Source organism: Streptomyces sp. Ru71 (genome assembly GCF_002920535.1).
Lineage (GTDB): Bacteria > Actinomycetota > Actinomycetes > Streptomycetales > Streptomycetaceae > Streptomyces.
This window is the reverse complement of the sequence record NZ_PQSS01000019.1, coordinates 37,127-62,382: the sequence shown is the minus strand read 5'-3', so window position 1 is coordinate 62,382 and position 25,256 is coordinate 37,127. Positions and strand designations below refer to the sequence as shown.

The 25,256-nt window shown below is 71.2% G+C and carries 19 protein-coding genes; 9 read left to right on the top strand and 10 right to left on the bottom strand.

The features are described 5' to 3' along the window. Positions 1–29 precede the first annotated feature (29 nt). Complete coding sequence (locus C3489_RS14530; protein ID WP_103782218.1) at positions 30–932, bottom strand: tRNA (adenine-N1)-methyltransferase; 903 nt, start codon at positions 930–932, stop codon at positions 30–32. Between the two features lie 60 nt (positions 933–992). Beyond that, entirely contained in the window at positions 993–2,519 is a 1,527-nt protein-coding gene (locus C3489_RS14525; RefSeq protein WP_103782217.1) for a site-2 protease family protein, read from the bottom strand. Positions 2,520–3,441: 922 nt separating this feature from the next. Here C3489_RS14525 and C3489_RS14520 point away from each other — a divergent pair. Together C3489_RS14520 and C3489_RS14515 are read left to right on the top strand one after the other, a co-directional pair. Beyond that, on the top strand, positions 3,442–4,374 hold the full coding sequence (locus tag C3489_RS14520) for a RecB family exonuclease (RefSeq protein ID WP_374936745.1): 933 nt from the start codon (positions 3,442–3,444) through the stop codon (positions 4,372–4,374). 81 nt (positions 4,375–4,455) lie between these two features. Further along, positions 4,456–5,127: a response regulator transcription factor gene (locus tag C3489_RS14515; RefSeq protein ID WP_103782216.1), complete on the top strand. Its 672-nt coding sequence runs from the start codon at positions 4,456–4,458 to the stop codon at positions 5,125–5,127. A 112-nt stretch (positions 5,128–5,239) separates the two neighbouring features. Here the strand turns inward: C3489_RS14515 and C3489_RS14510 are convergent, their stop codons facing one another. The 4 genes from C3489_RS14510 to metH all read right to left on the bottom strand — a co-directional run bounded on the left by C3489_RS14510 (position 5,240) and on the right by metH (position 13,263). Continuing rightward, positions 5,240–6,820, bottom strand: a complete 1,581-nt coding sequence (locus C3489_RS14510; RefSeq protein ID WP_103782215.1) for an ABC transporter substrate-binding protein — start codon at positions 6,818–6,820, stop codon at positions 5,240–5,242. Between the two features lie 66 nt (positions 6,821–6,886). Then, positions 6,887–8,491 carry an ABC transporter substrate-binding protein gene (locus C3489_RS14505; RefSeq protein WP_103782214.1) on the bottom strand — a complete coding sequence of 535 codons (1,605 nt, stop codon included), beginning with the start codon at positions 8,489–8,491 and terminating at the stop codon, positions 6,887–6,889. 431 nt (positions 8,492–8,922) lie between these two features. Next, complete coding sequence (locus C3489_RS14495) at positions 8,923–9,624, bottom strand: HAD family phosphatase (protein WP_103782212.1); 702 nt, start codon at positions 9,622–9,624, stop codon at positions 8,923–8,925. A 126-nt stretch (positions 9,625–9,750) separates the two neighbouring features. Beyond that, positions 9,751–13,263 (bottom strand): methionine synthase, encoded by a 3,513-nt coding sequence (gene metH / locus C3489_RS14490; RefSeq protein ID WP_103782211.1) that lies wholly within the window; start codon positions 13,261–13,263, stop codon positions 9,751–9,753. 349 nt (positions 13,264–13,612) lie between these two features. On the opposite strand from metH, the gene C3489_RS14485 reads away from it, so the two are divergent. The 6 genes from C3489_RS14485 (at position 13,613) to C3489_RS14460 (ending at position 20,507) form a co-directional block, all read left to right on the top strand. Continuing rightward, the gene (locus C3489_RS14485) at positions 13,613–14,377 is read left to right on the top strand and encodes an IclR family transcriptional regulator (RefSeq protein WP_103782210.1); all 765 of its coding nucleotides are present in this window, start codon (positions 13,613–13,615) and stop codon (positions 14,375–14,377) included. Positions 14,378–14,698: 321 nt separating this feature from the next. Next, positions 14,699–15,493 carry an MIP/aquaporin family protein gene (locus C3489_RS14480; RefSeq protein ID WP_103782209.1) on the top strand — a complete coding sequence of 265 codons (795 nt, stop codon included), beginning with the start codon at positions 14,699–14,701 and terminating at the stop codon, positions 15,491–15,493. Between the two features lie 113 nt (positions 15,494–15,606). Next, positions 15,607–17,145 (top strand): glycerol kinase GlpK, encoded by a 1,539-nt coding sequence (gene glpK, locus C3489_RS14475; RefSeq protein WP_103782208.1) that lies wholly within the window; start codon positions 15,607–15,609, stop codon positions 17,143–17,145. A 7-nt stretch (positions 17,146–17,152) separates the two neighbouring features. Next, positions 17,153–18,769, top strand: coding sequence for a glycerol-3-phosphate dehydrogenase/oxidase (locus C3489_RS14470; protein WP_103782207.1), 1,617 nt, complete (start codon positions 17,153–17,155; stop codon positions 18,767–18,769). A 120-nt stretch (positions 18,770–18,889) separates the two neighbouring features. Beyond that, positions 18,890–19,456: an SMI1/KNR4 family protein gene (locus tag C3489_RS14465; protein ID WP_103782206.1), complete on the top strand. Its 567-nt coding sequence runs from the start codon at positions 18,890–18,892 to the stop codon at positions 19,454–19,456. A gap of 133 nt (positions 19,457–19,589) precedes the next feature. Next, the gene (locus C3489_RS14460) at positions 19,590–20,507 is read left to right on the top strand and encodes a PAC2 family protein (RefSeq protein ID WP_103782205.1); all 918 of its coding nucleotides are present in this window, start codon (positions 19,590–19,592) and stop codon (positions 20,505–20,507) included. A 159-nt stretch (positions 20,508–20,666) separates the two neighbouring features. Here C3489_RS14460 and mshC read toward each other — a convergent pair whose 3' ends face one another. From mshC to C3489_RS14440, 4 genes are all read right to left on the bottom strand, one after another. Next, positions 20,667–21,896 (bottom strand): cysteine--1-D-myo-inosityl 2-amino-2-deoxy-alpha-D-glucopyranoside ligase, encoded by a 1,230-nt coding sequence (mshC, locus tag C3489_RS14455; protein ID WP_103782204.1) that lies wholly within the window; start codon positions 21,894–21,896, stop codon positions 20,667–20,669. Positions 21,897–22,058: 162 nt separating this feature from the next. Further along, positions 22,059–22,880, bottom strand: a complete 822-nt coding sequence (locus tag C3489_RS14450) for an SCO1664 family protein (protein ID WP_103782203.1) — start codon at positions 22,878–22,880, stop codon at positions 22,059–22,061. Then, entirely contained in the window at positions 22,844–23,434 is a 591-nt protein-coding gene (locus tag C3489_RS14445; protein WP_103782261.1) for a DUF3090 domain-containing protein, read from the bottom strand. The genes C3489_RS14450 and C3489_RS14445 overlap by 37 nt, the downstream gene beginning before the upstream one ends. Before the next feature lie 72 nt (positions 23,435–23,506). Then, positions 23,507–24,193, bottom strand: a complete 687-nt coding sequence (locus tag C3489_RS14440; RefSeq protein ID WP_103782202.1) for a histidine phosphatase family protein — start codon at positions 24,191–24,193, stop codon at positions 23,507–23,509. Positions 24,194–24,255: 62 nt separating this feature from the next. Here C3489_RS14440 and corA point away from each other — a divergent pair, with 62 nt between their 5' ends. Then, a complete protein-coding gene (gene corA / locus C3489_RS14435) occupies positions 24,256–25,251 on the top strand; it encodes a magnesium/cobalt transporter CorA (protein WP_181139671.1) in 996 nt (331 codons plus the stop codon). Positions 25,252–25,256 lie beyond the last annotated feature (5 nt).

Here is a 25,256-nt window from a genome sequence, read left to right as displayed (position 1 = left end):
CGTCGCGTTGAAGCCGTTGTCGGCCCGGCTCAGCGGCCGAGGCCTCCGTCGGCGTTGGGGCCGCTGTAGTCCTCGCCGTAGGCGCCCTTGGCGGGGCGGCGGCGGCGCATGGGCGGCTCGACGCCGTCGGCGAGGCGGCGGGCGGTGAGCAGGAAGCCGGTGTGGCCGATCATCCGGTGGTCCGGGCGGACGGCGAGGCCCTCGATGTGCCAGTTGCGGATCATGGTCTCCCAGGCGGTCGGCTCGTTGAAGCAGCCGATCTCCCGGATGGACTCCACGGTCCGGGCGAGCTGGGTGGTGGTGGCGACGTAGCAGCAGACGATGCCGCCGGGCACCAGCGCCTTGGAGACGGCCTCCAGGCACTCCCAGGGGGCGAGCATGTCGAGGATGACGCGGTCGACGTCGGTGTCGGACAGGTTGTCCTGGAGGTCGCCGACGGTGAGCTGCCAGGCCGGGTGCGGGCCGCCGAAGTAGCGCTCCACGTTCTGCTTGGCGATCTCGGCGAAGTCCTCGCGCCGCTCGTAGCTGTGCAGCATGCCCTGGTCGCCGATGGCCCGCAGCAGGAAGCTGCTGAGCGAGCCGGAGCCGACGCCGGCCTCCACGACGCGGGCGCCGGGGAAGATGTCGGCGAAGGCGAGGATCTGCCCCGCGTCCTTGGGGTAGACGACGGCTGCCCCGCGGGGCATGGACAGGACGTAGTCGGGGAGCAGGGGGCGCAGCGCGAGGTAGGCGACGTTGCCGGTGGTGCGGACAACGCTGCCCTCGGGAGCGCCGATCAGTTCGTCGTGCGGGAAGGACCCCTTGTGGGTGTGGAAGTTCTTCCCGGCTTCGAGCGTGAACGTGTAGTGGCGACCCTTGGGGTCGGTCAGCTGTACCTGGTCCCCGACCTTGAAGGGCCCGCGGCGGCGGGCGGCACCGGTCGGTTCGGACATGTGACCAGCGTACCGGGGTTTGCCGGGGGCGTTGACCACCGGGCCGGGGCCTGGGAGGGCCTAGGAGGGGCGGGCCATGGCCTTGACGAAGGCGCGCTCGACGTCGGCGGCGGAGAGGACGCCGTAGATCTCGCCGGTCTCCTCGACCACCAGGTACTCGGTGGCGGGGGTGGCGCGCAGGACCTCCAGGAGGTCCTCGCCGGCGAGTTCGGCGGAGACCCGCATACCGTCGGTGATCTCCTGGGCGAGGCCGCTGACCGCGACCCAGGGGCGGCGGTGTTCGGGGACGCCGACGATGGCGGCCTCGCGGACCAGGGAGACGGGTTCGCCGTCGGTGTCGACGACGACGAGGGCGCGGGCGCCGGCGTCGTTGGCGCGGCGCAGGGCTTCGGAGAGCGGGGTGTCGGTGTGCACGGGGACCGCGCGCCGGGTGAGGTTGCGGGCGCGCAGTTCGGGCAGGTGCTCGCGCAGCCGGGCGACGCGCAGGCTGTTGCCGGCTCCGGTCCAGATGATCGCGGCGAGGATGGCGGCGAGCAGGGCGTCGGTGACGGTGTCCATGCCGACGTTGTCCTCGGCGGTGGAGCCGAGCGCGCCGGACTGGGTGAGCAGCGGCAGGCCGATCAGGACGGAGACGGCGAGGGCGCGGCCGACCCAGGCGGCGGCGACGGTGCCGCTCATGGGCCTGCCGGTGATCTTCCAGACGACGGCGCGGAGCATGCGGCCGCCGTCCAGGGGGAGGCCGGGCAGCAGGTTGAAGATCGCCACGATGAGGTTGGAGACCATCAGCCCGGCGAGCAGCACGCCGGGGACGGTGCCGGGCTCGACGGGCTGCATGGCGAGGTAGAAGACGCCGGCCAGGACGAGGGAGAGCAGGGGGCCGACGAAGGCCAGCCAGAACTCCCGGCCGGGGGTCTCGGCCTCCTTCTCGATCTCGCTGACGCCGCCGAAGAACTGGAGCTGGATGCGGCGCACCGGGAGCTTGAAGCGGAGGGCGGCGACGGTGTGGGCGAGTTCGTGGACGAGCACGGAGGCGTAGAAGGCGACCGCGAAGAAGAGGGAGACGAGGTAGCGGGCGGCTCCGAGTTCGGGGAGCACGCGGTCGAGCTGGCCGCCGAAGACCCAGGTGATCAGGGCGGCGACGAGGAACCAGCTGGGCGCCACGTAGACGGGCACGCCGAAGGGGCGTCCCATGAGCAGGCCGCTGCGCGGCTCCGGGGGCCGCGGGGGGCGTTTGCCGGCGGGGGTGTGCCGTTCGGGGGCGGAGTGGGCGTGGCTGCGGTCGGGGTGCAGGTCCGGGGTGGGGGGCTGGTGGGGGGTGCCCTGGGTCTCGCCGGAGCCGGCGGGGGCTTGCTCGCCGGGGGCGGGCTGCTCGCTCGGGCGGTCCGACGGGGCGGCGGGGTCCGGTGCCGTGGGCTTCGGGGCCGGTGTGTGGGCCGTCCCCTCTTCCCGGGGTTCCTCGGACGCCCCGTGGCTCTCGGGCGGCTCGGGGTGTGCGGGGGCGGCGGGCGGGGTGGGCGGACCTGCGTGTTGCTCGGCCGCCTCGTCGTCGCCCGACCGCGGCTGCGCGCTCCGGCCGCTCTCGTCCACGGTGTCCCCTCGTTCGAAGCGTCTTCCGAGCCGGCCGGCCGGAAGGGTCTCGGGTCGATGGTATGCGTCCGTGGCGGCGCGTTCCGCCCCGGCACCCCCTGTGTTCGCCGTGCCGTACCCCTCGTGCCGCGCCGCCGGGTTGGGTCGCTGTCAGTGCCGGGCCGTAAGGTCTGGGGGCATGGAGACGAGCAGCGAGGGCACGGCCGAGCCGAGCGGCGGCGGCACCGAAGTGGTGCGGCCTCCGTCCGGTGCGGGCGTCGTGTCGGCGGCAGGGGAGCGGCTGTCCGCGACCGTGCCGGCCCAGGAGCCGGGGCACGGGGTCGCGGGGGTGACCGCCACGGAGGCCGAGGCGAACGCGGACACGTCGTCGATACGGCCCGCAGCGAGCCCGTCCCCGGCCACGCCCGCCTCCGGCGGCACGGCAGCCGACTCCACTGGCATCGCGGCCGACTCCAGCGACAACGCCGCCGACTCCGGTGCTGCGGCCGACACCAGCGGCACCCCAGCCGACTCCAGCGGCACGGCGGCCGACCCCGGTGGCACGGCGACCGACCTCAGCGGCAGCGCGGCCGACCCCGGTGGCACGGCGGCAGAATCCAACGGCACCCCAGCCGACCTCACCGGTGCCGCAGCCGACCCCAGCGGCACCGCGCCCGACCCCACCGGCACCGCGCCGGCCCAGCGGACCTCGCGTCCGGGTGACGGCCCCGAGTCCGCGGACGGGGTGCCGGCCGACGGCACGGCTCCGGCCGACGGCACGGCTCCGGTCACCGACGGGCCCGTGCACGGCACGCCGGGCGAAGTGGCCGCTCTTGTCCCCGACGCGCCCGCGGGCGGCACCCCGGGCGACGGCGCCGCTCGTGTCCCCGACGCGCCCGCCGTCGCCGGGACGCCCGGGTCGGGCGTGGCGGCGCCGCCCCCGGTGGATCCCGCCTCGCCGGAGGTCTCCGTCGCCGCGGGTGAGGACGGGCATCCCGAGGCCGCGCCCGCCGGTGACGCGCCGGTGGCCGGTGGGTCGGGAGCGGGGCGGGGGGCGCCGGTCGGGCTGTCCCCCTCTCGTGCCAGTGACTTCATGCAGTGCCCGTTGCTGTACCGGTTCCGGGTGATCGACCGGCTGCCCGAGAAGCCGAGCGCGGCGGCCACCCGGGGCACGCTGGTGCACGCGGTGCTTGAGCGGCTGTTCGACGCCCCGGCCGGTGAGCGGACGGCGCCGCGCGCCAAGTCGCTCATCCCGGGGCAGTGGGAGCGGCTGCGGGAGAGCCGTCCGGAGGTGAGCGAGCTGTTCGCCGACGATCCGGACGGCGAGCGGCTGGCGCAGTGGCTGGCGGAGGCCGAGCGGCTCGTGGAGCGCTGGTTCACGCTGGAGGACCCGACCCGGCTGGAGCCCGCGGAGCGGGAGCTGTTCGTGGAGGCCGAGCTGGAGTCGGGGCTGAGGCTGCGCGGGATCATCGACCGGGTGGACGTGGCGCCCACCGGTGAGGTGCGGATCGTCGACTACAAGACGGGCAAGGCGCCGAGGCCGGAGTACGCCGAGGGCGCCCTGTTCCAGATGAAGTTCTACGCGCTGGTCGTGTGGCGGCTGAAGAACGTGGTGCCCCGGCGGCTGCAGCTGGTGTACCTGGGCAGTGGGGATGTGCTGACGTACGACCCGGTCCTGGCCGACCTGGAGCGGGTGGAGCGCAAGCTGCTGGCGCTGTGGGAGGCCATCCGCCGGGCCACGGAGACCGGCGAGTGGCGGCCGCGGCCGACGAAGCTGTGCGGCTGGTGCGACCACCAGGCGCACTGCCCGGAGTTCGGCGGCACTCCCCCGCCCTATCCGCTGCCGGTGCGGCCGGCCCAGTCCGGCGGCGCCTGACCGGCCGGGCCGCGTCCCCCTGGGGCCGAACTGGCGGGCGGGTCAGGGCAGAATGGGGCCGGACGAGCGAAGGAGACTCACGTGGCCATCCGTGTCCTACTGGTCGACGACCAGCCGCTGCTGCGTACGGGCTTCCGGATGATTCTGGAGGCCGAGCAGGACATCGCGGTCGTCGGCGAGGCCGGGGACGGCCTCCAGGCGCTCGACCAGGTGCGTGCCCTGCAGCCCGATGTGGTGCTGATGGACATCCGGATGCCCCGGATGGACGGTGTCGAGGCGACCCGGCAGATCACCGGGCCGGAGCGGGACGGTCCGGCCAAGGTGCTGGTGCTGACCACGTTCGACCTCGACGAGTACGTCGTGGAGGCGCTGCGCGCCGGGGCCAGCGGCTTCCTGCTGAAGGACGCGCCCGCCAACGAGCTGGTGCAGGCGATCCGGGTGGTGGCGGCCGGTGAGGCGATGCTGGCGCCCAGCATCACGCGGCGGCTGCTGGACAAGTACGCCACTCATCTGCCGTCGGGCGAGGAGCCGGTCCCGGACACGCTGCACACGCTGACCGACCGTGAGGTCGAGGTGCTGAAGCTGGTCGCCCGCGGCCTGTCCAACGCCGAGATCGCCGCGGACCTGTTCGTCAGTGAGACGACGGTCAAGACGCATGTGGGTCACGTGCTGACCAAGCTGGGTCTGCGTGACCGGGTGCAGGCCGCGGTGTACGCGTACGAGAGCGGTCTGGTGCGTCCGGGCGCGCAGTAGCCGGCCGTTCCGCCGGCCCCCGGCACGGAACAAGGGCGCCCCCTCCCCCGGTCGATCGTGGAGGAAGGGGCGCCCTTGCGTGTGTCACGGGCCTTGGCGGGCGGCCGTCGGCTCAGCCCTTGTGCAGGGCCCAGAAGCGGAACACGGTGGAGGCGTCGAGGCAGTACTCCAGGCCGTAGACGCCGTCCCGGGCGACCGCGTACTGCTTGCCCTGCCAGATGGGCAGGACGGGGATGTCGTCGGCGACGATGTCCTGGAGTTCGCCGAACTCCTTGCCGGTGGAGGCGCGGTCGCTCTGCGCGGCGGTCTGCGGCAGGAGCCTGCCGGTGATGGTCTTGTTGGTGTAGTTGTTGCCGAGCACGTTGCCCTTGCCGAAGAAGGGCGCGGTGAAGTTGTCGGCGTCCGGGTAGTCGGGCACCCAGCCCTTGACGTACACGCCGTACTTGCCGGCCGCGATGTCCTTCTCGTACTGCTCGAAGGCCACCGACTTCACGTCGGCCTCGAACAGTCCGCTGGCGTTGAGCTGGCCGGCTATCGCCTTCAGCTCCTCGTCGGTGGAGGGGCCGTAGCGGGACGGCGTGGACCACAGGGTGAGCTTCACCTTGCCGCTGATACCGGCGGCGTTCAGCGCGGCGGCGGCCTTGGACCGGGAGGGGCGGGCGCCGTAGGTGTCGAAGAAGGCCGTGTTGTGGCCGGTGATGCCGGCCGGGATGATCGAGTACAGCGGGGTCGCGGTGCCCTGGTAGACGTCGCGGATGAGGGCGTCGCGGTCCAGGAGGTAGGCGATGGCCTTGCGGACGGCGGGCTTGGAGGCGACCGGGTCGTTCATGTTGAAGACCAGGTGCTGGACCTCGGCGCTGGTGCCCTCGATGACCTCGACGCCCGAACTGTTGCCGCTCTTCTGTACGTCGGCGATGTCGGCGGCGCTCAGGCCTCGGTAGGCGGCGTCGATCTCGTCGTCGAGGAGGGCCTTCTTGAGGGCGGCCCGGTCGTCGTGGAAGAACTTCAGCGTCACGCCGGAGTTCTTCACCTTCGCGGTGCCCTGGTAGTGCTCGTTGACGGAGAAGACGGCCTCTTCGTCGTTGAAGGAGTCCAGCTTGTAGGGGCCGGAGCCGACGGCCTTGCCGTCCTTGCGCAGGCCGTTCGCGTCGTACTGGGTGTGGTCGACGATGGAGCCGGCACCGGAGGCGATCTTGCTGGGGAAGGTCGCGTCGGAGGTCTTGAGCTGGAAGACGACCGTCTTGTCGTCCGGTGTCTCGACCGAGTCGAGCATCGGGAACATGATCGCCGGACCGGCGGGGTCGTTGATCTTCAGCATGCGGTCGAAGGAGAACTTCACGTCCTTCGAGGTGAGCGGGTCACCGTTGCTGAACTTCAGGCCGTCCTTGAGGGTGCACCGGTAGACCTGGGCCTGGGTGTCGGTGAAGCCGCAACTCTTCGCCGCTTCCGGCTGCGGCTCGGTTGCTCCCTCGGGGAAGCTGAGCAGCGACTGGAAGACGTTGTTGAACAACAGCCAGGATCCGGGGTCGTATCCGGAGGCGGGGTCCGTGGCCAGGACGTCGTCGGACATCCCCATCACCACGGCGGAGCCGGTCCCCCCGGAATCGCCGTTCTCCGTTCCACATCCGGTCAACAGGCCGGAGGCCAGCCCTGCCACGATGGGCAGGACCGGCCACTGGTTGCGCATGTTCACGTACGTGTGCCTTGTCTTCGGTTCTCCGACGACCCGGGGCCCGGTCCCGGGCCCCGGGCAGGTGCGTCAGCCGCTCACACCGCGGCCGAGCTCCCACAGTTGCAGGGTCGAGGTGTTGTTCAGCGCGTAGGCGGTGCCCGTGACGTCGTCCCGTGCGGCGACGTACTGCTTACCCTGCCACAGCGGCAGGACGGGCACGTCATCGGCCACGATGTCCTGGATGTCGGTCAGGCTGCCGGAGGCGGCCAGCCGGTCGGCCTGGCGCCGGGACTGGGGGATCAGGTGGTTGATGATGTCGCTGTTGTGGTACGGCGACTTGAGGAAGTTGTCCTTGTCGAGGAACGGCGCGAGGTAGTTGTCGGCGTCCGGGAAGTCAGGGAACCAGCCCATGCCCCACACGTCGTAGCTGCCCTTGCGCTGGGCGGGCACGAACGCGTCCCAGGCGGTGCCCTGGATCTGGACGTCGAACAGACCGCTGGCGTTGAGCTGCTGCTGGAGCACCTCGAACTCCCGCTTGGTGGCGGCGCCGTAGTGGTCGGTGGTGTAGTGCAGGGTCAGCTTGACCGGGGTGGAGATGCCGGCCTTGTCCAGCAGCGACTTGGCCTTGGAGGTGCTCGGGTCGCCGTACGTGTTGAAGAACGAGTTGGAGTGGCCGGTGACGGTCGCCGGGACCAGCGAGTACAGCGGCTCGGCCTGGTCGCCGTAGACCTGGGAGACCAGTGCGGCGCGGTCGACGACCTGGGCGACGGCCTGGCGGACGGCCTTGGTCTTGACGGTGGGCGCGCTGGTGTTGAAGGCGAGGTAGCGGATCTCCAGGCCGGGCATCTCGACCAGGTCGATGTTCTTGCCCGGGTCGGCGGACAGCTTCTTGACCTGGTCCGGCGTCATGGTGCGGGTCATCAGGTCGATGTCGCCCTTCTCCAGCGCGGCGCCCATGGCGTCGGCGTTGTCGAAGGAGACCAGTTCGACCTTGTCGTTGTTCACGGTCAGCGACCCCTTGTAGGAGGGGTTCTTGGTGAACACGGCCTTGCTGACGGAGCCGCCCTCGGTCTCGGCCTTGAGGGTGTACGGCCCGGAGCCGTCCACGGAGAACCCTTCGCGCAGCTTGTCCTTGGGGTAGTCGGCGGGGTTGACGATGCCGGCGACCGGGGTGGACAGCTTGTAGGGGAAGGTCGCGTCGGAGGTCTTCAGGTGGAAGACGACCTCCTTGTCGCCCTGCGTCTCGACGGTGTCGATGGTGGACAGCAGGCCCGCGACGCCGGAGTCGGCCTGGATGGCGAGTGCGCGGTCGACGGAGTACTTCACGGCGTTCGCGGTGACGGGGCTGCCGTCGGAGAAGGTCAGTCCGTCGCGCAGCTTGCAGGCGTAGCGCTCGTTGCCGCTGTCGGTGAAGCCGCAGCTCTGGGCCGCCTCGGGCACGGGCTGGCCGCCGCCCTTGGGCTGGATCATGAGGGTCTGCACGGTCTGGCGCAGGACGTTCCAGGTGCCGACGTCGTAGGCGTAGGCCGGGTCCAGCGGTGCGGGAACGTCCTTGGTGGCGGTGAACCGGTCCGTGGTGCCGACGGCGATGGCGTTGCCGCCTGAGCTGCCGCTGTCGGACCCGCCGCAGGCGGCGAGCACGGGTGCGAGCAGGCCGGCCATGGCCGGCAGCACCAGAGTCTTGCGGTTCATGCTCGTGTTTCTCCAGAGCGTCTGACTCCGTGTATCGGGCATGCAGGGGTGTCGCAGCCGAGCACGGGGGTAAGGGGCGATGTTCTCGCGACGAGATTAGTCCGCGCCCGCACCAGGGTTGGCAGCCAGTGGAGTTGAGGTCTCATCACGGAGCGAAACCGGGCGGGGACACAACGAAAACCCGACAGCGGAAGGATTCGTGCAGGGTTTCATCAATCGGGACACAAGGGTGCGCCCTGTGGCCGCCTTGAGGGGTGGTCAGCACAGTGCGCCACGCCTGTCGAGGCCTCCGGGCGTGGGGAACGTCACACGGGCGCGGAGGGGTGCGGGGGCTTGAATTCGGCGCGTGACGCGGCGTGAATTCAGCGGAGTGCCGTGGTGCCGCCGTTGTGGAAATGCCGGTCAATCGGCGCGGTACACAGGGTGAACGGTTATCGCATTTCCGTCATCAGGCCGCGCAGAAATGCGAGATCGACTTCTTCCAGCGAGGTGACGACGGTGCGCCGGGCGGCCGGGCTGATGGGGGCCACCGAGGGTACGGCGACGACGTGGCAGCCCGCGGCCTCGGCTGCCGCGACCCCGGTGGCGGTGTCCTCGACGACCGCGCACCGGGTGGGGTTCACGCCGAGGCCGGCCGCGGCGAGCAGGTAGGGGTCGGGGTGCGGCTTGGTGCGGGAGACCTCGTCGCCGGCGATGCTCAGGGAGAAGTGGTGGGCGCCGAGCGTGGTCAGCACGCGGTCGATGATGCGCCGGTGGGAGGCGGAGACCAGGGCCGTGGGGATGCCGTGCTGGTGCAGTTCGGCCAGCAGCCGGGCGGCGCCGGGCATCATCGGCAGGGCGGTGTCGATACGGTCCTCGAAGCCCTGGTTGAGCAGCAGGGTCAGCTCGGCGAGGGTGATGTCGGCGCCGGTGGCCTCGATCAGGAACCCGGCGCTGCGGGTCATGGGGCCGCCCACCACGACATGGCGCCAGGCGTCGTCCAGGGTGTGGCCGAGGGCGGAGAACACCTCTACCTCGACGTCCCACCAGAAGCCCTCGGTGTCCACCAGGGTTCCGTCCATGTCGAGGAGCACGGCCTGCAGGGCGGAGTCTTCGGCTGTACCGGTTCCGAGCGCGGGGACCGTTGTCGTCATCCGGCGTACCTCCTTGAGGGACGACCAGGCCGGTTCCCGAGGGGGAACCGGCCTGCGGTGGACCGACCAGTGTACGTCGATTTCGGTCGGCGTGCTGAGACGCCTGTCACGTTGTGTCGGGTGACGTCACCGTGCGTTGAAGTACTTGGCCTCCGGGTGGTGGATCACGATGGCGTCGGTGGACTGCTCGGGGTGCAGCTGGAACTCCTCGGAGAGGTGGACGCCGATGCGTTCCGGCTTCAGGAGGTCGGCGATCTTGGCGCGGTCCTCCAGGTCGGGGCAGGCGCCGTAGCCGAGCGAGAAGCGGGCGCCGCGGTACTTCAGCTCGAACATGGCCTCGATCCGGTCGGGGTCCTCGCCGGCGAAGCCGAGCTCGGCGCGCACGCGTGCGTGCCAGTACTCGGCGAGGGCCTCGGCGAGCTGGACGGACAGGCCGTGCAGTTCGAGGTAGTCGCGATAGGCGTTGGCCTCGAACATGCGCGCGGTCTCCTCGCCGATGCGGGAGCCGACGGTGACGACCTGGAGGCCGACGACGTCGGTCTCGCCGGACTCCTCCGGGCGGAAGAAGTCCGCCAGGCACAGCCGGCGGCCGCGGCGCTGGCGCGGGAAGGTGAAGCGGGTGCGCTCGTTTCCGGCCTCGTCCAGGATGATCAGGTCGTCGTCCTTGGACACGCACGGGAAGTAGCCGTAGACGACGGCCGCCTCCAGCAGGTTCTCCGTCTGCAGCCGCTCCAGCAGGCCGCGCAGCCGGGGCCGGCCGTCGGTCTCGACGAGCTCCTCGTAGGTGGGGCCCTCGCCGGTGCGGGCCTGCTTCAGGCCCCACTGGCCCTTGAACAGGGCGCCCTCGTCGAGCCAGGAGGCGTACTCCTTGAGCTGGATGCCCTTGACGACGCGGGTGCCCCAGAACGGCGGGGTGGGCACCGGGTTGTCGGTGGCCACGTCGGAGCGGACGTGGCCCTCCTGCGGGCGTTCCTCGACCTCGACCGTGGCGGCGCGCACCCGGCGCTGCTTGAGCTCGGGGAGCTTGGCGCCGGGCACGCCGCGCTTGATGCCGATGAGGGCGTCCATCAGGCGCAGGCCCTCGAAGGCGTCGCGGGCGTAGCGGACCTCGCCCTGGTAGATCTCGTGCAGGTCCTGCTCGACGTAGGCGCGGGTGAGGGCGGCGCCGCCGAGGATGACCGGGTACTTGCCGGCGAGCTCGCGGGCGTTGAGCTCCTCCAGGTTCTCCTTCATGATCACGGTGGACTTCACCAGCAGCCCGGACATGCCGATCACGTCGGCCCGGTGCTCCTCGGCGGCCTCCAGGATCGCGGAGACGGGCTGCTTGATGCCCAGGTTGACCACGTTGTAGCCGTTGTTGGACAGGATGATGTCGACGAGGTTCTTGCCGATGTCGTGGACGTCGCCGCGCACGGTGGCCAGCACGATGGTGCCCTTGCCGGCCTCGTCGGTCTTCTCCATGTGCGGTTCGAGGTAGGCGACCGCGGTCTTCATCACCTCGGCGGACTGCAGCACGAACGGCAGCTGCATCTGGCCGGAGCCGAAGAGCTCACCGACCACCTTCATGCCGTCCAGCAGGGTCTCGTTGACGATGTCGAGGGCCGGGCGGGACTGCAGGGCCTCGTCGAGGTCGGCTTCCAGGCCGTTGCGCTCGCCGTCGATGATGCGGCGCTTGAGGCGCTCCTCCAGCGGCAGCGCGGCCAGCTCCTCGGCCTTGGAGGCCTTCAGGGACTTGGCGGTGGCGCCCTCGAACAGCTGCATGAGCTTCTGCAGCGGGTCGTAGCCCTCGGAGCGGCGGTCGTAGATCAGGTCCAGGGCCGTGGTGACCTGCTCCTCGTCGAAGCGGGCGATCGGCAGGATCTTGGAGGCGTGCACGATCGCCGAGTCCAGGCCCGCCTTGACGCACTCGTCCAGGAACACGGAGTTCAGCAGGATGCGGGCGGCCGGGTTCAGGCCGAAGGAGATGTTGGACAGGCCGAGGGTGGTCTGCACGGCCGGGTGGCGCTTCTTCAGCTCCCGGATGGCCTCGATGGTGGCCAGGCCGTCCTTGCGGGACTCCTCCTGGCCGGTGCAGATGGTGAAGGTGAGGGTGTCGATGAGGATGTCCTCCTCACGGATGCCCCAGTTCCCGGTCAGGTCGTCGATCAGCCGCTCGGCGATCTCCACCTTCTTCTCCGGGGTGCGGGCCTGGCCCTCCTCGTCGATGGTCAGCGCGATCAGCGCCGCACCGTGCTCGCGGGCCAGCTGGGTGACCTTCGCGAAGCGGGACTCGGGGCCGTCGCCGTCCTCGTAGTTCACCGAGTTGATCACCGCGCGGCCGCCCAGCTTCTCCAGGCCGGCCTGGATGACGTCGACCTCGGTGGAGTCCAGCACGATCGGCAGCGTGGAGGCGGTCGCGAAGCGGCCGGCCAGCTCCTGCATGTCGGCCACACCGTCGCGGCCGACGTAGTCCACGCACAGGTCGAGCATGTGCGCGCCCTCGCGGATCTGCTCGCGCGCCATCTCCACGCAGTCGTCCCAGCGGCCCTCCAGCATGGCCTCGCGGAACTTCTTCGACCCGTTGGCGTTGGTGCGCTCACCGATGGCCAGGTAGGAGGTGTCCTGCCGGAACGGCACCGTCTGGTAGAGGGAGGCGGCGCCCGGCTCGGGGCGCGGGTCGCGCTCGCCGGGGGCGAGGCCGCGCACCCGCTCCACGACCTGCCGCAGGTGCTCGGGCGTGGTGCCGCAGCAGCCGCCCACCAGGGACAGGCCGTAGTCGCGGACGAAGTTCTCCTGCGCGTCGGCGAGCTCCGGCGCGGTGAGCGGGTAGTGGGCGCCGTCCTTGGTCAGGACGGGCAGTCCGGCGTTGGGCATGCAGGACAGCCGCACGCGCGCGTGCCGGGCGAGGTAGCGCAGGTGCTCGCTCATCTCCGCCGGGCCGGTCGCGCAGTTCAGGCCGATCATGTCGATGCCCAGCGGCTCCAGCGCGGTCAGCGCCGCGCCGATCTCCGAGCCGAGCAGCATGGTGCCGGTGGTCTCCACGGTCACCGAGACGATCAGCGGGACGTCGTAGCCGGCCGTCTCCATCGCGCGGCGGGCGGCGATCACGGACGCCTTGGTCTGCAGCAGGTCCTGCGTGGTCTCCACCAGCAGCGCGTCGGCGCCGCCGGCCAGGAGGCCCTCGGCGTTGGCCTGGTAGGCGTCGCGGATCGCGTCGAACGTGGTGTGGCCGAGGGTGGGCAGCTTGGTGCCGGGGCCCATGGAGCCCAGCACCCAGCGGCTGCGGCCGTCGCGGGCGGCGAACTCGTCGGCCGTCTCCCGGGCGATCCGCGCACCCGCCTCCGACAGCTCGGCGACCCGCTCGGGGATGTCGTACTCGCCCAGGGCGGTGAGGTTGGCGCCGAAGGTGTTGGTCTCCACGCAGTCGACGCCCGCGTCGAAGTACGCGGCGTGCACCGAGCGGACGATGTCCGGGCGGGTGACGTTGAGGACCTCGTTACAGCCCTCCAGCTGCTGGAAGTCCTCCAGCGTGGGTTCCTGCGCCTGGAGCATGGTGCCCATGGCTCCGTCGGCGACCACCACACGGGTGGCGAGCGCCTCACGGAGCTCGGACGCACGGGTCCGGCTGTCGGCGGAAGGGGTCAGCGGCGACGAGGCCATGGAGGGGCTCCCTTGGATGCGACGGCTGTCGGCTATGCGGCTTCCCGGGCGGATTTCCGGCCAGGCGCACGGCGCCAGCCTAACCGGGTCTTCTGGAGGATGGGCAGAGCGTCCACGGGGCGGACGGGTGGGACCCGGGCCGGTTGCGAAGATGGCGCCTGCCGCGCGACGCCGCTTTCCTCGACAGGTCCTGGGGGCCGCCCGGTGTGGCCGATCACCGGCACATGGCGTAACAAGTACCGTCCGACCATTGGCGGGAGGTCGGCATGGACCGGTAGTGTTCGACATTGCCGAACGACGGTGGGGACACCGGGCGTGTGCGGTCGATGGGGACGGAGGCAGGACGGCGATGGCACGGAACATCCAGTCGCTGGAGCGGGCGGCCGCGATGCTGCGGCTGCTCGCGGGTGGTGAGCGACGACTGGGCCTGTCGGACATCGCCTCGTCGCTGGGCCTCGCCAAAGGCACCGCGCACGGCATCCTGCGCACCCTCCAGCAGGAGGGCTTCGTGGAGCAGGACGACGCCTCCGGGCGCTACCAGCTGGGCGCGGAGCTGCTGCGCCTGGGCACCACCTATCTCGACGTGCACGAGCTGCGGGCGCGCGCCCTGGTGTGGACGGACGACCTGGCCCGCTCCAGCGGGGAGAGCGTCTATCTGGGCGTGCTGCACCAGCAGGGCGTGCTGATCGTTCACCACGTCTTCAGGCCCGACGACAGCCGGCAGGTGCTGGAGATAGGGGCCATGCAGCCGCTGCACTCCACCGCGCTGGGCAAGGTGCTGTCGGCCTACGACCCGGTGGCGCACAGCGAGGCGCTGGAGGCCGACCGCAAGGCCTTCACGGACCGCACGGTGTGCGACCCGGACGACTTCGAGCACATCCTCGACGTCACACGCGCGCGTGGCTACGCGGCCGACGTGGAGGAGACCTGGGAGGGCGTCGCGTCCATCGCCGCGCCCATCCACGACCGGCGGCGGATGCCGGTGGGCGCGGTCGGCATCACGGGTGCCGTGGAGCGGGTGCGCCGGGACGGGGAGCTGCGCCCCGAGCTGATCGCGGCGGTGCGGGACTGCGCCCGTGCGGTGTCGCGGGACCTGGGCGCCGGGCGGTTCTGAGACGACGTGTCCACCATGGGGCCGGAGCGCTGGGTCAGCGCTCCGGCCCCTGGTCGTGCCCGCTCGCGGCGGAGGTCGCACATAGCGATCAGTAACGATCGGGCTTTCGATGCCAGAGGTGTTGCCCAGACCTCTTGACGCACCTGTGAAGGCGAAGCAAGACTCCCGTCCATCGGTCGGCATTGTCGAACACCTACCGGCAATACGCGCTAGAGTGTGACAACGCCAAGGGACCGGATTCGCTCTCATCCCCGAGGGCGCCGCAACCCCGGTGGGACCCGGGAGTTCGGCTTCCCTGGACGAAGGACAAAGGAGTCGCGGGTGTCCAGCTCCGACATCTTCATCGGCGAGACCATCGGTACCGCCATACTCATCCTCCTCGGCGGCGGCGTGTGCGCCGCCGTGACCCTGAAGGCCTCCAAGGCCCGCAACGCCGGCTGGCTCGCCATCGCCTTCGGCTGGGGTTTCGCCGTGCTGACGGCCGTGTACATCTCCGGCCCGCTCTCCGGTGCCCACCTCAACCCGGCCGTCACCGTCGCCCTGGCCATCAAGGACAGCGACTGGACGAACGTCCCGGTCTACTTCGCCGGTCAGCTGCTCGGCGCGATGATCGGCGCGGCCCTGGTCTGGGTGACCTACTACGGCCAGTTCCAGGCGCACCTGACCGACAAGGAGATCGTCGGCGGTCCGGGCGCGCAGGCCACCACGGCCAAGGCTGTCGAGGCGCAGGAGAAGGGGGCCGGCCCGGTCCTCGGTATCTTCTCCACCGGTCCGGAGATCCGGAACACGGTGCAGAACCTGCTCACGGAGATCATCGGCACCGTCGTGCTGATCCTCGCGGTCCTCACCCAGGGCCTGAACGACAAGGGCAACGGCCTGGGCATCCTGGGCGGTCTGATCACCGCGCTGGTGGTCGTCTCGATCGGTCTGTCCCTCGGCGGCCCGACCGGCTACGCCATCAACCCCGCCCGCGACCTCGGTCCGCGCATCGTGCACGCCCTGCTGCCCCTGCCCAACAAGGGCGGCTCCGACTGGGGCTACGCCTGGATCCCGGTGATCGGCCCGCTGATCGGCGGCGCCATCGCCGCTGGCCTCTACAACGTCGCATTCGCGTAGGAGCCAGCTCAGGATGTTCGTGAGGACCTGACGAGACCTCCCTCGCGGACCACCGAGCACTGCACGCGCCGTATCCATCAGCCCCACAACGACGGATCTTCCAGGAGCACACAGTGACCGACGCGCACACCGCCGGCCCCTTCATCGCCGCCATCGACCAGGGCACCACCTCCAGCCGCTGCATCGTCTTCGACCGGGACGGCCGGATCGTCTCCGTCGACCAGAAGGAGCACGAGCAGATCTTCCCCAAGCCGGGCTGGGTCGAGCACAACGCCACCGAGATCTGGACCAACGTCCAGGAGGTCGTCGCCGGAGCGATCGCCAAGGCCGGCATCACCCGCGACGACATCAAGGCCATCGGCATCACCAACCAGCGCGAGACCACCGTGCTGTGGGACAAGAACACCGGGGAGCCCGTCCACAACGCCATCGTCTGGCAGGACACCCGCACCGACGCCCTGTGCAGGGAACTCGGCCGCAACGTCGGCCAGGACCGCTTCCGCCGCGAGACCGGCCTGCCGCTGGCCTCCTACTTCGCCGGCCCCAAGGCCCGCTGGCTGCTCGACAACGTCGAGGGCCTCAAGGAGCGCGCCGAGGCCGGGGACATCCTCTTCGGCACCATGGACACCTGGGTCATCTGGAACCTGACCGGTGGCACGGACGGCGGCAAGCACGTCACCGACGTCACCAACGCGTCCCGCACCATGCTGATGAACCTGCACACCATGGAGTGGGACGACAAGATCGCCGAGTCGATCGGCGTGCCGCTGCAGATCCTGCCCGAGATCCGCTCCTCCGCCGAGGTCTACGGCGAGATCAAGGGCGGCAAGCTGGGCGACCTGCTCGGCGGCATCCCGGTCGCCTCCGCGCTCGGCGACCAGCAGGCGGCCCTGTTCGGCCAGACCTGCTTCGCCGAGGGCGAGACCAAGTCGACGTACGGCACCGGCACCTTCATGGTGATGAACACCGGCGACAAGATCATCAACTCCTACGCCGGTCTGCTCACCACCGTCGGCTACAAGATCGGCGACCAGGACACGGTCTACGCCCTGGAGGGCTCGATCGCCGTCACCGGCTCGCTGGTGCAGTGGATGCGCGACCAGATGGGCCTGATCTCCACCGCCGCCGAGATCGAGACGCTCGCGCTGTCGGTCGAGGACAACGGCGGCGCCTACTTCGTGCCGGCCTTCTCCGGCCTGTTCGCCCCGCACTGGCGCTCCGACGCCCGCGGTGTGATCGCCGGCCTGACCCGGTACGTCACCAAGGCGCACCTCGCGCGCGCCGTCCTGGAGGCCACCGCCTGGCAGACCCGGGAGATCGCCGACGCCATGGTCAAGGACTCCGGCGTCGAGCTGGTGACCCTCAAGGTCGACGGCGGCATGACCGCCAACAACCTGCTGATGCAGACCCTCTCGGACGTGCTGGACGCACCCGTGGTGCGCCCCATGGTCGCCGAGACGACCTGCCTCGGCGCCGCCTACGCCGCCGGTCTCGCCGTCGGCTTCTGGAACAGCACCGACGACCTGCGCGCCAACTGGCGCCGGGCCGCCGAGTGGACCCCCCGCATGGACGCGGAAACCCGCGACCGTGAGTACAAGAACTGGCTCAAGGCCGTCGAGCGGACCATGGGCTGGCTTGAGGACGAGGAGTAAGAACCGCATGACCACCAAGTCCACCCTGCAGTCCGTGCCTGCCCTGGGGACGCACCCGGCCTCCGGCTCGAACCCGAGCCGGGCCGAGACCAGGGAGCAGCTTTCCAAGGCGTCGTACGACCTTCTCGTGATCGGCGGCGGCATCCTGGGCATCTCCACCGCCTGGCACGCCGCGCAGTCCGGCCTCAGGGTGGCTCTGGTGGACGCCGGCGACTTCGCCGGCGCCACGTCCTCCGCCTCCTCCAAGCTGCTCCACGGCGGTCTGCGCTACCTGCAGACCGGTGCGGTGAAGCTGGTGGCGGAGAACCACTTCGAGCGCCGTGCGGTCTCCCGTCAGGTGGCCCCCCACCTGGCGAACCCGCTCACGTTCTACCTCCCCGTGTACAAGGGCGGGCCGCACGGCGCGGCGAAGCTGGGCGCGGGCGTCTTCGCCTACTCCGCGCTCTCCGCGTTCGGTGACGGCGTCGGCCACCTGCTCTCCCCCGCCAAGGCGGCGCAGGACGTGCCGGAGCTGCGCACCGAGAACCTCAAGGCCGTGGCCGTGTACGGCGACGACCAGATGAACGACGCGCGTATGGCGCTGATGACGGTCCGCGCGGCCGTCGACGCGGGCGCGGTCGTCCTCAACCACGCCGAGGTGACCGGTCTGCGCTTCACCAAGGGCCGGGTGACCGGCGCCGACCTGCGCGACCGCCTGTCCGGTGAGGAGTTCGGCGTCAACGCCCGCCTGGTGCTCAACGCGACCGGCCCGTGGGTCGACCACCTGCGCCGGATGGAGGACCCGAACGCGGCGCCGTCGATCCGCCTGTCCAAGGGCGCGCACCTGGTCCTCAAGCGCACCTCGCCGTGGAAGGCGGCGCTGGCCACGCCGATCGACAAGTACCGCATCACCTTCGCCCTCCCCTGGGAGGACATGCTGCTGCTCGGCACGACCGACGAGGAGTACGAGGGCGACCCGGCGGACGTCGCGGTCAACGACAAGGACATAGCCCAGATCCTGGACGAGGCCGCGTTCTCGATCCGGGACCAGCAGCTGAGCCGGGACCTGATCACGTACTCCTTCGCGGGTCTGCGGGTGCTGCCGGGCGGCCCCGGCGACACCGCCAAGGCCAAGCGCGAGACGGTGGTGACCGAGGGCAAGGGCGGCATGCTGTCCGTCGCGGGCGGCAAGTGGACCACCTTCCGCCACATCGGCCGTACGGTGATGCAGAAGCTGGAGGCGCTGCCGGGCCACCCGCTCGGTGACGACTTCGAGCCGATCTCCTCGCTGCCGAAGAAGCTGCCGCTGCCCGGTGTGGCCAACCCGCGGGCGGTCGCGCACCGGCTGCTGGTCGACCGTCCGGCGCCCGGCCCGCGCATGGCCGCGGACACCGCCAAGCACCTGGCGACGCACTACGGCTCGCTGGCGTTCGACATCGCCCGCCTGGCCAACGAGAACCCGGAGCTGGGCGAGCGGGTCCACCCGGACGCCCCGGAGATCTGGGCGCAGGTCGTCTACGCCCGCGACCACGAGTGGGCCGAGACGGCGGACGACGTGCTGCGCCGCCGCACCACGCTGACGATCCGCGGCCTGGCCACGGACGAGGTGCGGGCGAGGGTCCAGGACCTGCTCGACAAGAAGTAGGGCCGGCAGGGCAGTCGACGGCCGGACGGCCCTACACAGGCAAAGGGGCGGCTCCCCGCACAGAGCCGCCCCTTTCGCCTGCCCACGGGGGTGTCGGTGCCGGGTGATATGCAGGGGGACATGAACAACGACCACGCGGACCCGGCCGAACTCGACGCCCTGCGGGCCGCTTTCGGAGTCGACGACGGGGGTGCCTCGGCGCTCGGCTGGGAGGCCGTGCGCGCCTTCGAGGCAGAGCACGGGATCGTCCTGCCGGAGCCGTACCGCACGTTCGTCGCGGAGATCACGGACGGCTCGCACCAGGGCCCGCCGGACTACGGGCTGCTGGGGCTGACCGAGCTGCCCACCGGCTGGGACGGCGACGCGGCGGACCGCGACCTGAGCAAGCCGTTCCCGCTGACCGAGACCTGGGTGTGGGAGGACGACGACAGGGACGACGACGAGCGGGACGCCCTCATCGACCGGGTCCTCCACCACGGCTCGGTCGTCCTCGGCACCGACGGCTGCGGCATGGACTGGCACCTGGTGGTCAGCGGACCCCACCGCGGCCACATATGGCAGGTCACGGATGTGGGCGCGCTGCCCTTCGGCGCCGAGTTCGGCCATACGACCGCCGAGCCGGGCTTCACCGGCTGGGTGCGGCACTGGGCGGCCGACAAGGAGTGGTTCGACGCGGAGAGCGGGTGAGGACCGGGGTGTCCGGGGGTGGCGAACGGGGCAGTGATCCGTTCACTCCCCCGTGCAAGGGGGCTGCGGGCGCCCCCGCCGGACGCCGTAAGGTTGGGTGGTCAAGCGAGGGCTCGTCGGAAGGAGGCACTGGGTGATCGAGCTGGAGGGGGTTCCCGAGCTGATCGACCCAGTCATGGTGGCCGCGTTCGAAGGCTGGAACGATGCCGGCGACGCCGCCTCGACGGCGGTCGCGCATCTGGAACGCGAGTGGAAGGGCGAGGTGTTCGCGGCGCTGGACGCCGAGGACTACTACGACTTCCAGGTGAACCGCCCCACGGTGTTCATGGACGGAGGCGTCCGCAAGATCACGTGGCCGACGACAAGGTTGTCCGTGGTGCGCGTCGGCGGCGACAAGCCGCGCGACCTGGTGCTGGTGCGCGGCATCGAACCGTCCATGCGCTGGCGTTCGTTCTGCAACGAGCTGCTGGGCTTCGCGCACGAGTTGGGCGTGGAGCTGGTGGTGATCCTGGGCGCCCTGCTCGGAGACACCCCGCACACGCGTCCGGTGCCGATCAGCGGGACCACCTCGGATCCTGACCTGGCACGCCGGATGGACCTGGAGGAGACCAAGTACGAGGGTCCCACCGGGATCGTCGGGGTGCTCCAGGAGGCCTGCACGCACGCGGGTGTGCCCGCGGTGTCGCTGTGGGCGGCCGTGCCGCACTACGTGTCGCAGCCGCCCAACCCGAAGGCCACGCTGGCTCTGCTGAACCGGCTGGAGGACCTGATCGACGTGCGCATCCCGCTGGGCGAGCTGCCCGAGGACGCGCGCGCCTGGCAGGTGGGTGTGGACCAGCTGGCGGCGGAGGACAGCGAGGTGGCCGAGTACGTCCAGACGCTGGAGGAGGCCCGCGACACCGCGGAGCTGCCGGAGGCGTCGGGCGAGGCGATCGCGCGGGAGTTCGAGCGGTATCTGCGGCGCCGGGACGTCAGCCCTCCGGGCGGCAAGCCGAGGCCGCCGGCCTCCGGCGGCGGCGCCAAGGACGACGAGGACGACGCCGAGGACTGAGGTACGGCGAAGGGGCGCTTCCCGGGTTGGGAAGCGCCCCTTCTTCGTGGTGCCGACGCGCCGGCGGGTGCCACTACGGGTCGTCTTGCGTCCACCGGCTCGTTGTGGCTGGTCGCGCGGTTCCCCGCGCCCCTTACAGGGGCGCTTCCCCCACCGGGGTCAGAGCGCCACGCCGAGCAGCGCGTCCACCGCGCGGGAGGCGACGCCGGGGGCGCCGGGGTCCGTGCCGCCCCGCTCCTGCTGGAGGGCGACCCAGCGGTCGACGGCGGCGAGGGCCGCCGGGGCGTCGAGGTCGTTGGCGAGGGCGTCGCGGATCTCCTCGACGAGGGCGTCGGCGGAGGGGCCGTCGGGCCGGGAGACGGCCGCGCGCCAGCGCTCCAGGCGGGCGACGGCGTCGGCGAGGACCTGGTCGGTCCACTCCCAGTCGGCGCGGTAGTGGTGGGCGAGCAGCGCCAGCCGGATGGCGGCGGGGTCGACGCCGTCGCGGCGCAGCGCGGAGACGAAGACCAGGTTGCCCTTGGACTTGGACATCTTCTCGCCGTGCAGGGCGACCATGCCGGCGTGGACGTAGGCCTTGGCCATCGGGAACTCGCCGGTGAGCACCTGGGCGTGCGAGGCGCCCATCTCGTGGTGCGGGAAGGCGAGGTCGCTTCCGCCGCCCTGCACGTCGAAGCCCATGCCGAAGTGGTCCAGGGCGATGGCGACGCACTCGATGTGCCAGCCGGGCCGGCCGCGGCCCAGCGTGCCGCCGTCCCAGCTCGGCTCGCCGGGGCGGGCGGCCATCCACAGCATCGGGTCGAGCGGGTTCTTCTTGCCCGGGCGGTCCGGGTCGCCGCCCCGCTCGGCGGACAGCAGCCGCATGGCGGCGGCGTCGAGGTTCGAGACCTTGCCGAAGTGCGGGTCGGACTCGACGGAGAAGTAGGTGTCCCCTTCGAGCTCGTAGGCGGCGCCGAGGTCGCGCAGCCGCTCGACGAGGGGGACGATGCCGGGTATCGCCTCGACGGCGCCTATGTAGTGCCGCGGCGGGAGCATCCGCAGTGCGGTCATGTCCTCGCGGAAGAGGGCCGTCTCCTTCTCGGCGAGGGCGACCCAGTCCAGGCCGTCCCGCTCCGCGCGCTCCAGCAGCGGGTCGTCGACGTCGGTGACGTTCTGGACGTAGTGAACCTGCCGCTTGGTGTCGAGCCACACGCGCTGCACGAGGTCGAACGCGTTGTAGGTGGCCGCGTGTCCCATGTGGGTGGCGTCGTACGGGGTGATGCCGCAGACGTAGATGCGGGCGACGGGACCGGGCTGGAGGGTGACCAGCTGGCCGGTCGCGGTGTCGTGGATCCTCAGGTCGCGGCCCTGACCGGGCAGGGCGGGGACTTCGGAAGCGGGCCAGGCATGCATGTCATGAGCCTAACCGGACCGGGGTTCGGTATACGAACCGGAGCGGGCTGGATGGCCGGGAAGGCACTCTTGTGTCTTCCCGGCCCGTATGCATCGAGGCGCTGTGCGTGCCGTCGGAGCGATGTGCTGCCGTCGGAGCGCTGTGCGTCCCGTCGGAACGCCCTACACGGGTGGCCAGGGAATCGCCGGCCATTCCCCGCTCGGCTCCGGATGCCTCCCGGAGGCGAGCAGCGCCTCGACACGCGCGCGTGTGGCGTCGATCTCGGCGGGGGTGATCAGAGCGGCGAGCCGCTCGGCGAGCGGTGCGCCCTCCTTCAGCTCCGCGCGCAGCCGGGTCAGCACCTCCACGGCCTCCTCGGTCAGCGGCTCCCCCGCCCAGCCCCACAGCAGGGTGCGCAGCTTGTTCTCGGCGTTGAAGGTGACGCCGTGGTCGATGCCGTACAGCCGTCCCCCGGCGGCGGGCAGCAGATGGCCGCCCTTGCGGTCGGCGTTGTTGATCACGGCGTCCAGGACGGCGAGCCGCCGCAGCCGCGGGTCGTCGGCGTGCACGAGCAGGGCGGTGCGGTCCTCGCCGACCTCGGCGAAGCCGATCGCCTTCCAGCCCGGCTCCGGCTCCTCGCCGTCGACGAGCGCGAGCAGCTCGGCGCCCTCGGGCTCGACGTCGATCCACAGCTGGCACATGCCCTCGCCGTACGGCCCGTCGCGCAGCACGGTCGGCGGGACCAGCTGCCAGCCGGTCGCCTCGGACACCTCGTACGCGGCGACCTCGCGCCCGGCGAGGGTGCCGTCGGGGAAGTCCCACAGGGGGCGCTCACCGGCGACGGGCTTGTAGACGCAGGCGGCCTCCCGGCCGTCGTAGGACACCGTGCAGTACAGGGCCGCGTTGGAGGCCTCCCGTATGCGTCCTCGCACCGTCAGCTCCCCCTCGGCGAGGAGCTGGGCGGAGGTCACGCTCCGCGGCGGTATCCGTTCTGGCGCGGACATACGTGTCCCTCCGGGTCGAGCGGCAGGCTGCACAGCGGGCAGGGCGGCCGGCCGGCGTTGACGACGTCGAGGGCGCGCTTGGCGAACGCTCTGGCCTGGGCGCCGGTGAGCCGGACCCGCAGCATCGGGGGCCCGTTCTCCTCGTCCTGCAGCAGCCGCTCCTCGGCCTCGGCGAGGTCCTCCTCGGAGTCGGCGTCGAGCTCCACGAGGGCCTGCGCCTCGACGATCATGCGCTGCTCCTCGCCGTCCCAGGCGAGCGCCATGGTGCCCACCCGGAACTCCTCCTCGACGGGAGTCTCCAGCGGGGCGGTGTCGGAGATCTCCGCCGGCGCCACGGCCGGGACGGCGGCGTTGCCGCCACTGCGCCGTACGACCTCGTCGAGGAGCTCGTCCATGCGCTCGGCGAGCGCGGCGACCTGGGTCTTCTCCAGGGCCACGCTGGTCACCCGGGCGCCGGCGGTGGCCTGCAGGAAGAAGGTACGGCGCCCGGGCAGTCCGACCGTACCGGCCACGAAGCGGTCCGGTTGGTCGTAGAGGAACACCTGACGGGACACGTCCAGCTCCAAGAAATCGTGGTGGGCAATCGCGGTGCTACTGCGACCGCTTCACCCTACTGCGGCCGACGATCACGGTGCGCCCGCACCACCCCCCACGGTGGCGTCGTCGCCGGACGGCTCCTCGCGCGGCACCAGGGAGGCGAAGTCGCCGGTGTCGCCGAGGCGCACCAGGAAGGGCCGCAGCCGGGTGTAGCGGATCGCGGTGATGGAACACGGTTCGACAGAGATCCGCTGGAAGAGGTCCAGATGCAGGCCGAGCGCGTCCGCCACGAGGGACTTGATGATGTCGCCGTGGGAGCACATCAGGTACACCGCGTCGGCGCCGTGGTCGCGCTCCACGCGCGCGTTCCACTCGCGCACCGCCTCGGCGGCCCGGGTCTGCATGGCCCGCATGGACTCGCCGCCGGGGAAGGCGGCCGCGGACGGGTGGGCCTGGACGACCTCCATCAGCGGTTCGTCCTTCAGCTCGGCGAGCTTGCGGCCGGACCAGTCGCCGTAGTGGCACTCGCCGATCCGTTCGTCGACGTGCGCGGTCAGTTCGGGGCGGGCGTCGAGCAGCGGCCGGACGGTCTCCTGGCAGCGCTGGAGGGGGCTGGTGACGATCTCGGCCAGCGGCAGCGCGGCGAGCCGCCCGGGCAGCGCCCGGGCCTGCTCGGTGCCGCGCTCGTCGAGGGCGACGCCGGGCGTCCAGCCGGCGAGGAGGCCCTCGGTGTTGGCGGTGGAACGTCCGTGCCTTACGAGGATCAGCGTGGGCATGCGCCCCAGGGTAGGCGTACGCAGGGCTGCGGTGTCGGCCCGCAGGAAGGAGAATGCGCTCCGTGATCGTCGATTGCGCCATCTACCACGACGGCCGGCGGACGGAAGGTCCGCAGGACTTCTCCGAGGCCCTGGAGGAGGCGCGGGCCGTGGGCGGGTTCGTGTGGGTCGGCCTGTACGAGCCCACCGAGCGCGAGTTCGACCATGTCACCCAGGAGTTCGCGCTGCATCCGCTGGCCGTGGAGGACGCCCTGAAGGCGCACCAGCGGCCCAAGCTGGAGGTGTACGACGACTCGCTGTTCCTGGTGCTCAAGCCGGTGGTGTACGAGCCGGAGAGCGACACCGTCACGGCCGGCGAGGTGATGGTGTTCCTCGGCGACGCCTTCGTGGTGACCGTGCGGCACGGTGAGGGTTCGCCGCTGGGCGTGGTGCGCCGGCGGCTGGAGCAGGAGCCGGAGCTGCTGGGCAAGGGGCCGACGGCGGTGGCGTACGCGATCGCCGACGCCGTGGTCGACCACTACCTGGAGGTGGCGACGGAGCTGCAGACCGACCTGGAGGAGCTGGAGGCGGAGGTGTTCTCGCCGGCCGAGGGCGGCTCGCGGCACACGGCGTCGCGGATATACACCTTCAAGCGGCAGGTGCTGGAGTTCCGGCGGGCGACGGGGCCGCTCGCGGTGCCGCTGAGCAGGCTGGCGGGCACCGGCGCGTTCGGGATGAGCGTGCCGTTCGTGGACGACACGGCGCGGCCGTTCTTCCGGGACGTCAGCGACCATCTCACGCGGGTGAACGAGTCCGTGGAGGGCCTGGACCGGCTGGTGTCGGACATCCTGTCGGCGCATCTGGCGCAGATGAGCGTCCGGCAGAACGGCGACATGCGGAAGATCTCGGCGTGGGCGGCCATGGCCGCGGTGCCCACGATGATCGCGGGGATCTACGGCATGAACTTCGACCACATGCCCGAGCTGCACTGGGTGTGGTCCTACCCGGCGCTGATCGTCCTGATGGTCTCCCTGGTGCTGCTGCTGTACGTGGTGTTCAAGCGGCGGGGCTGGATGTGAGAGCG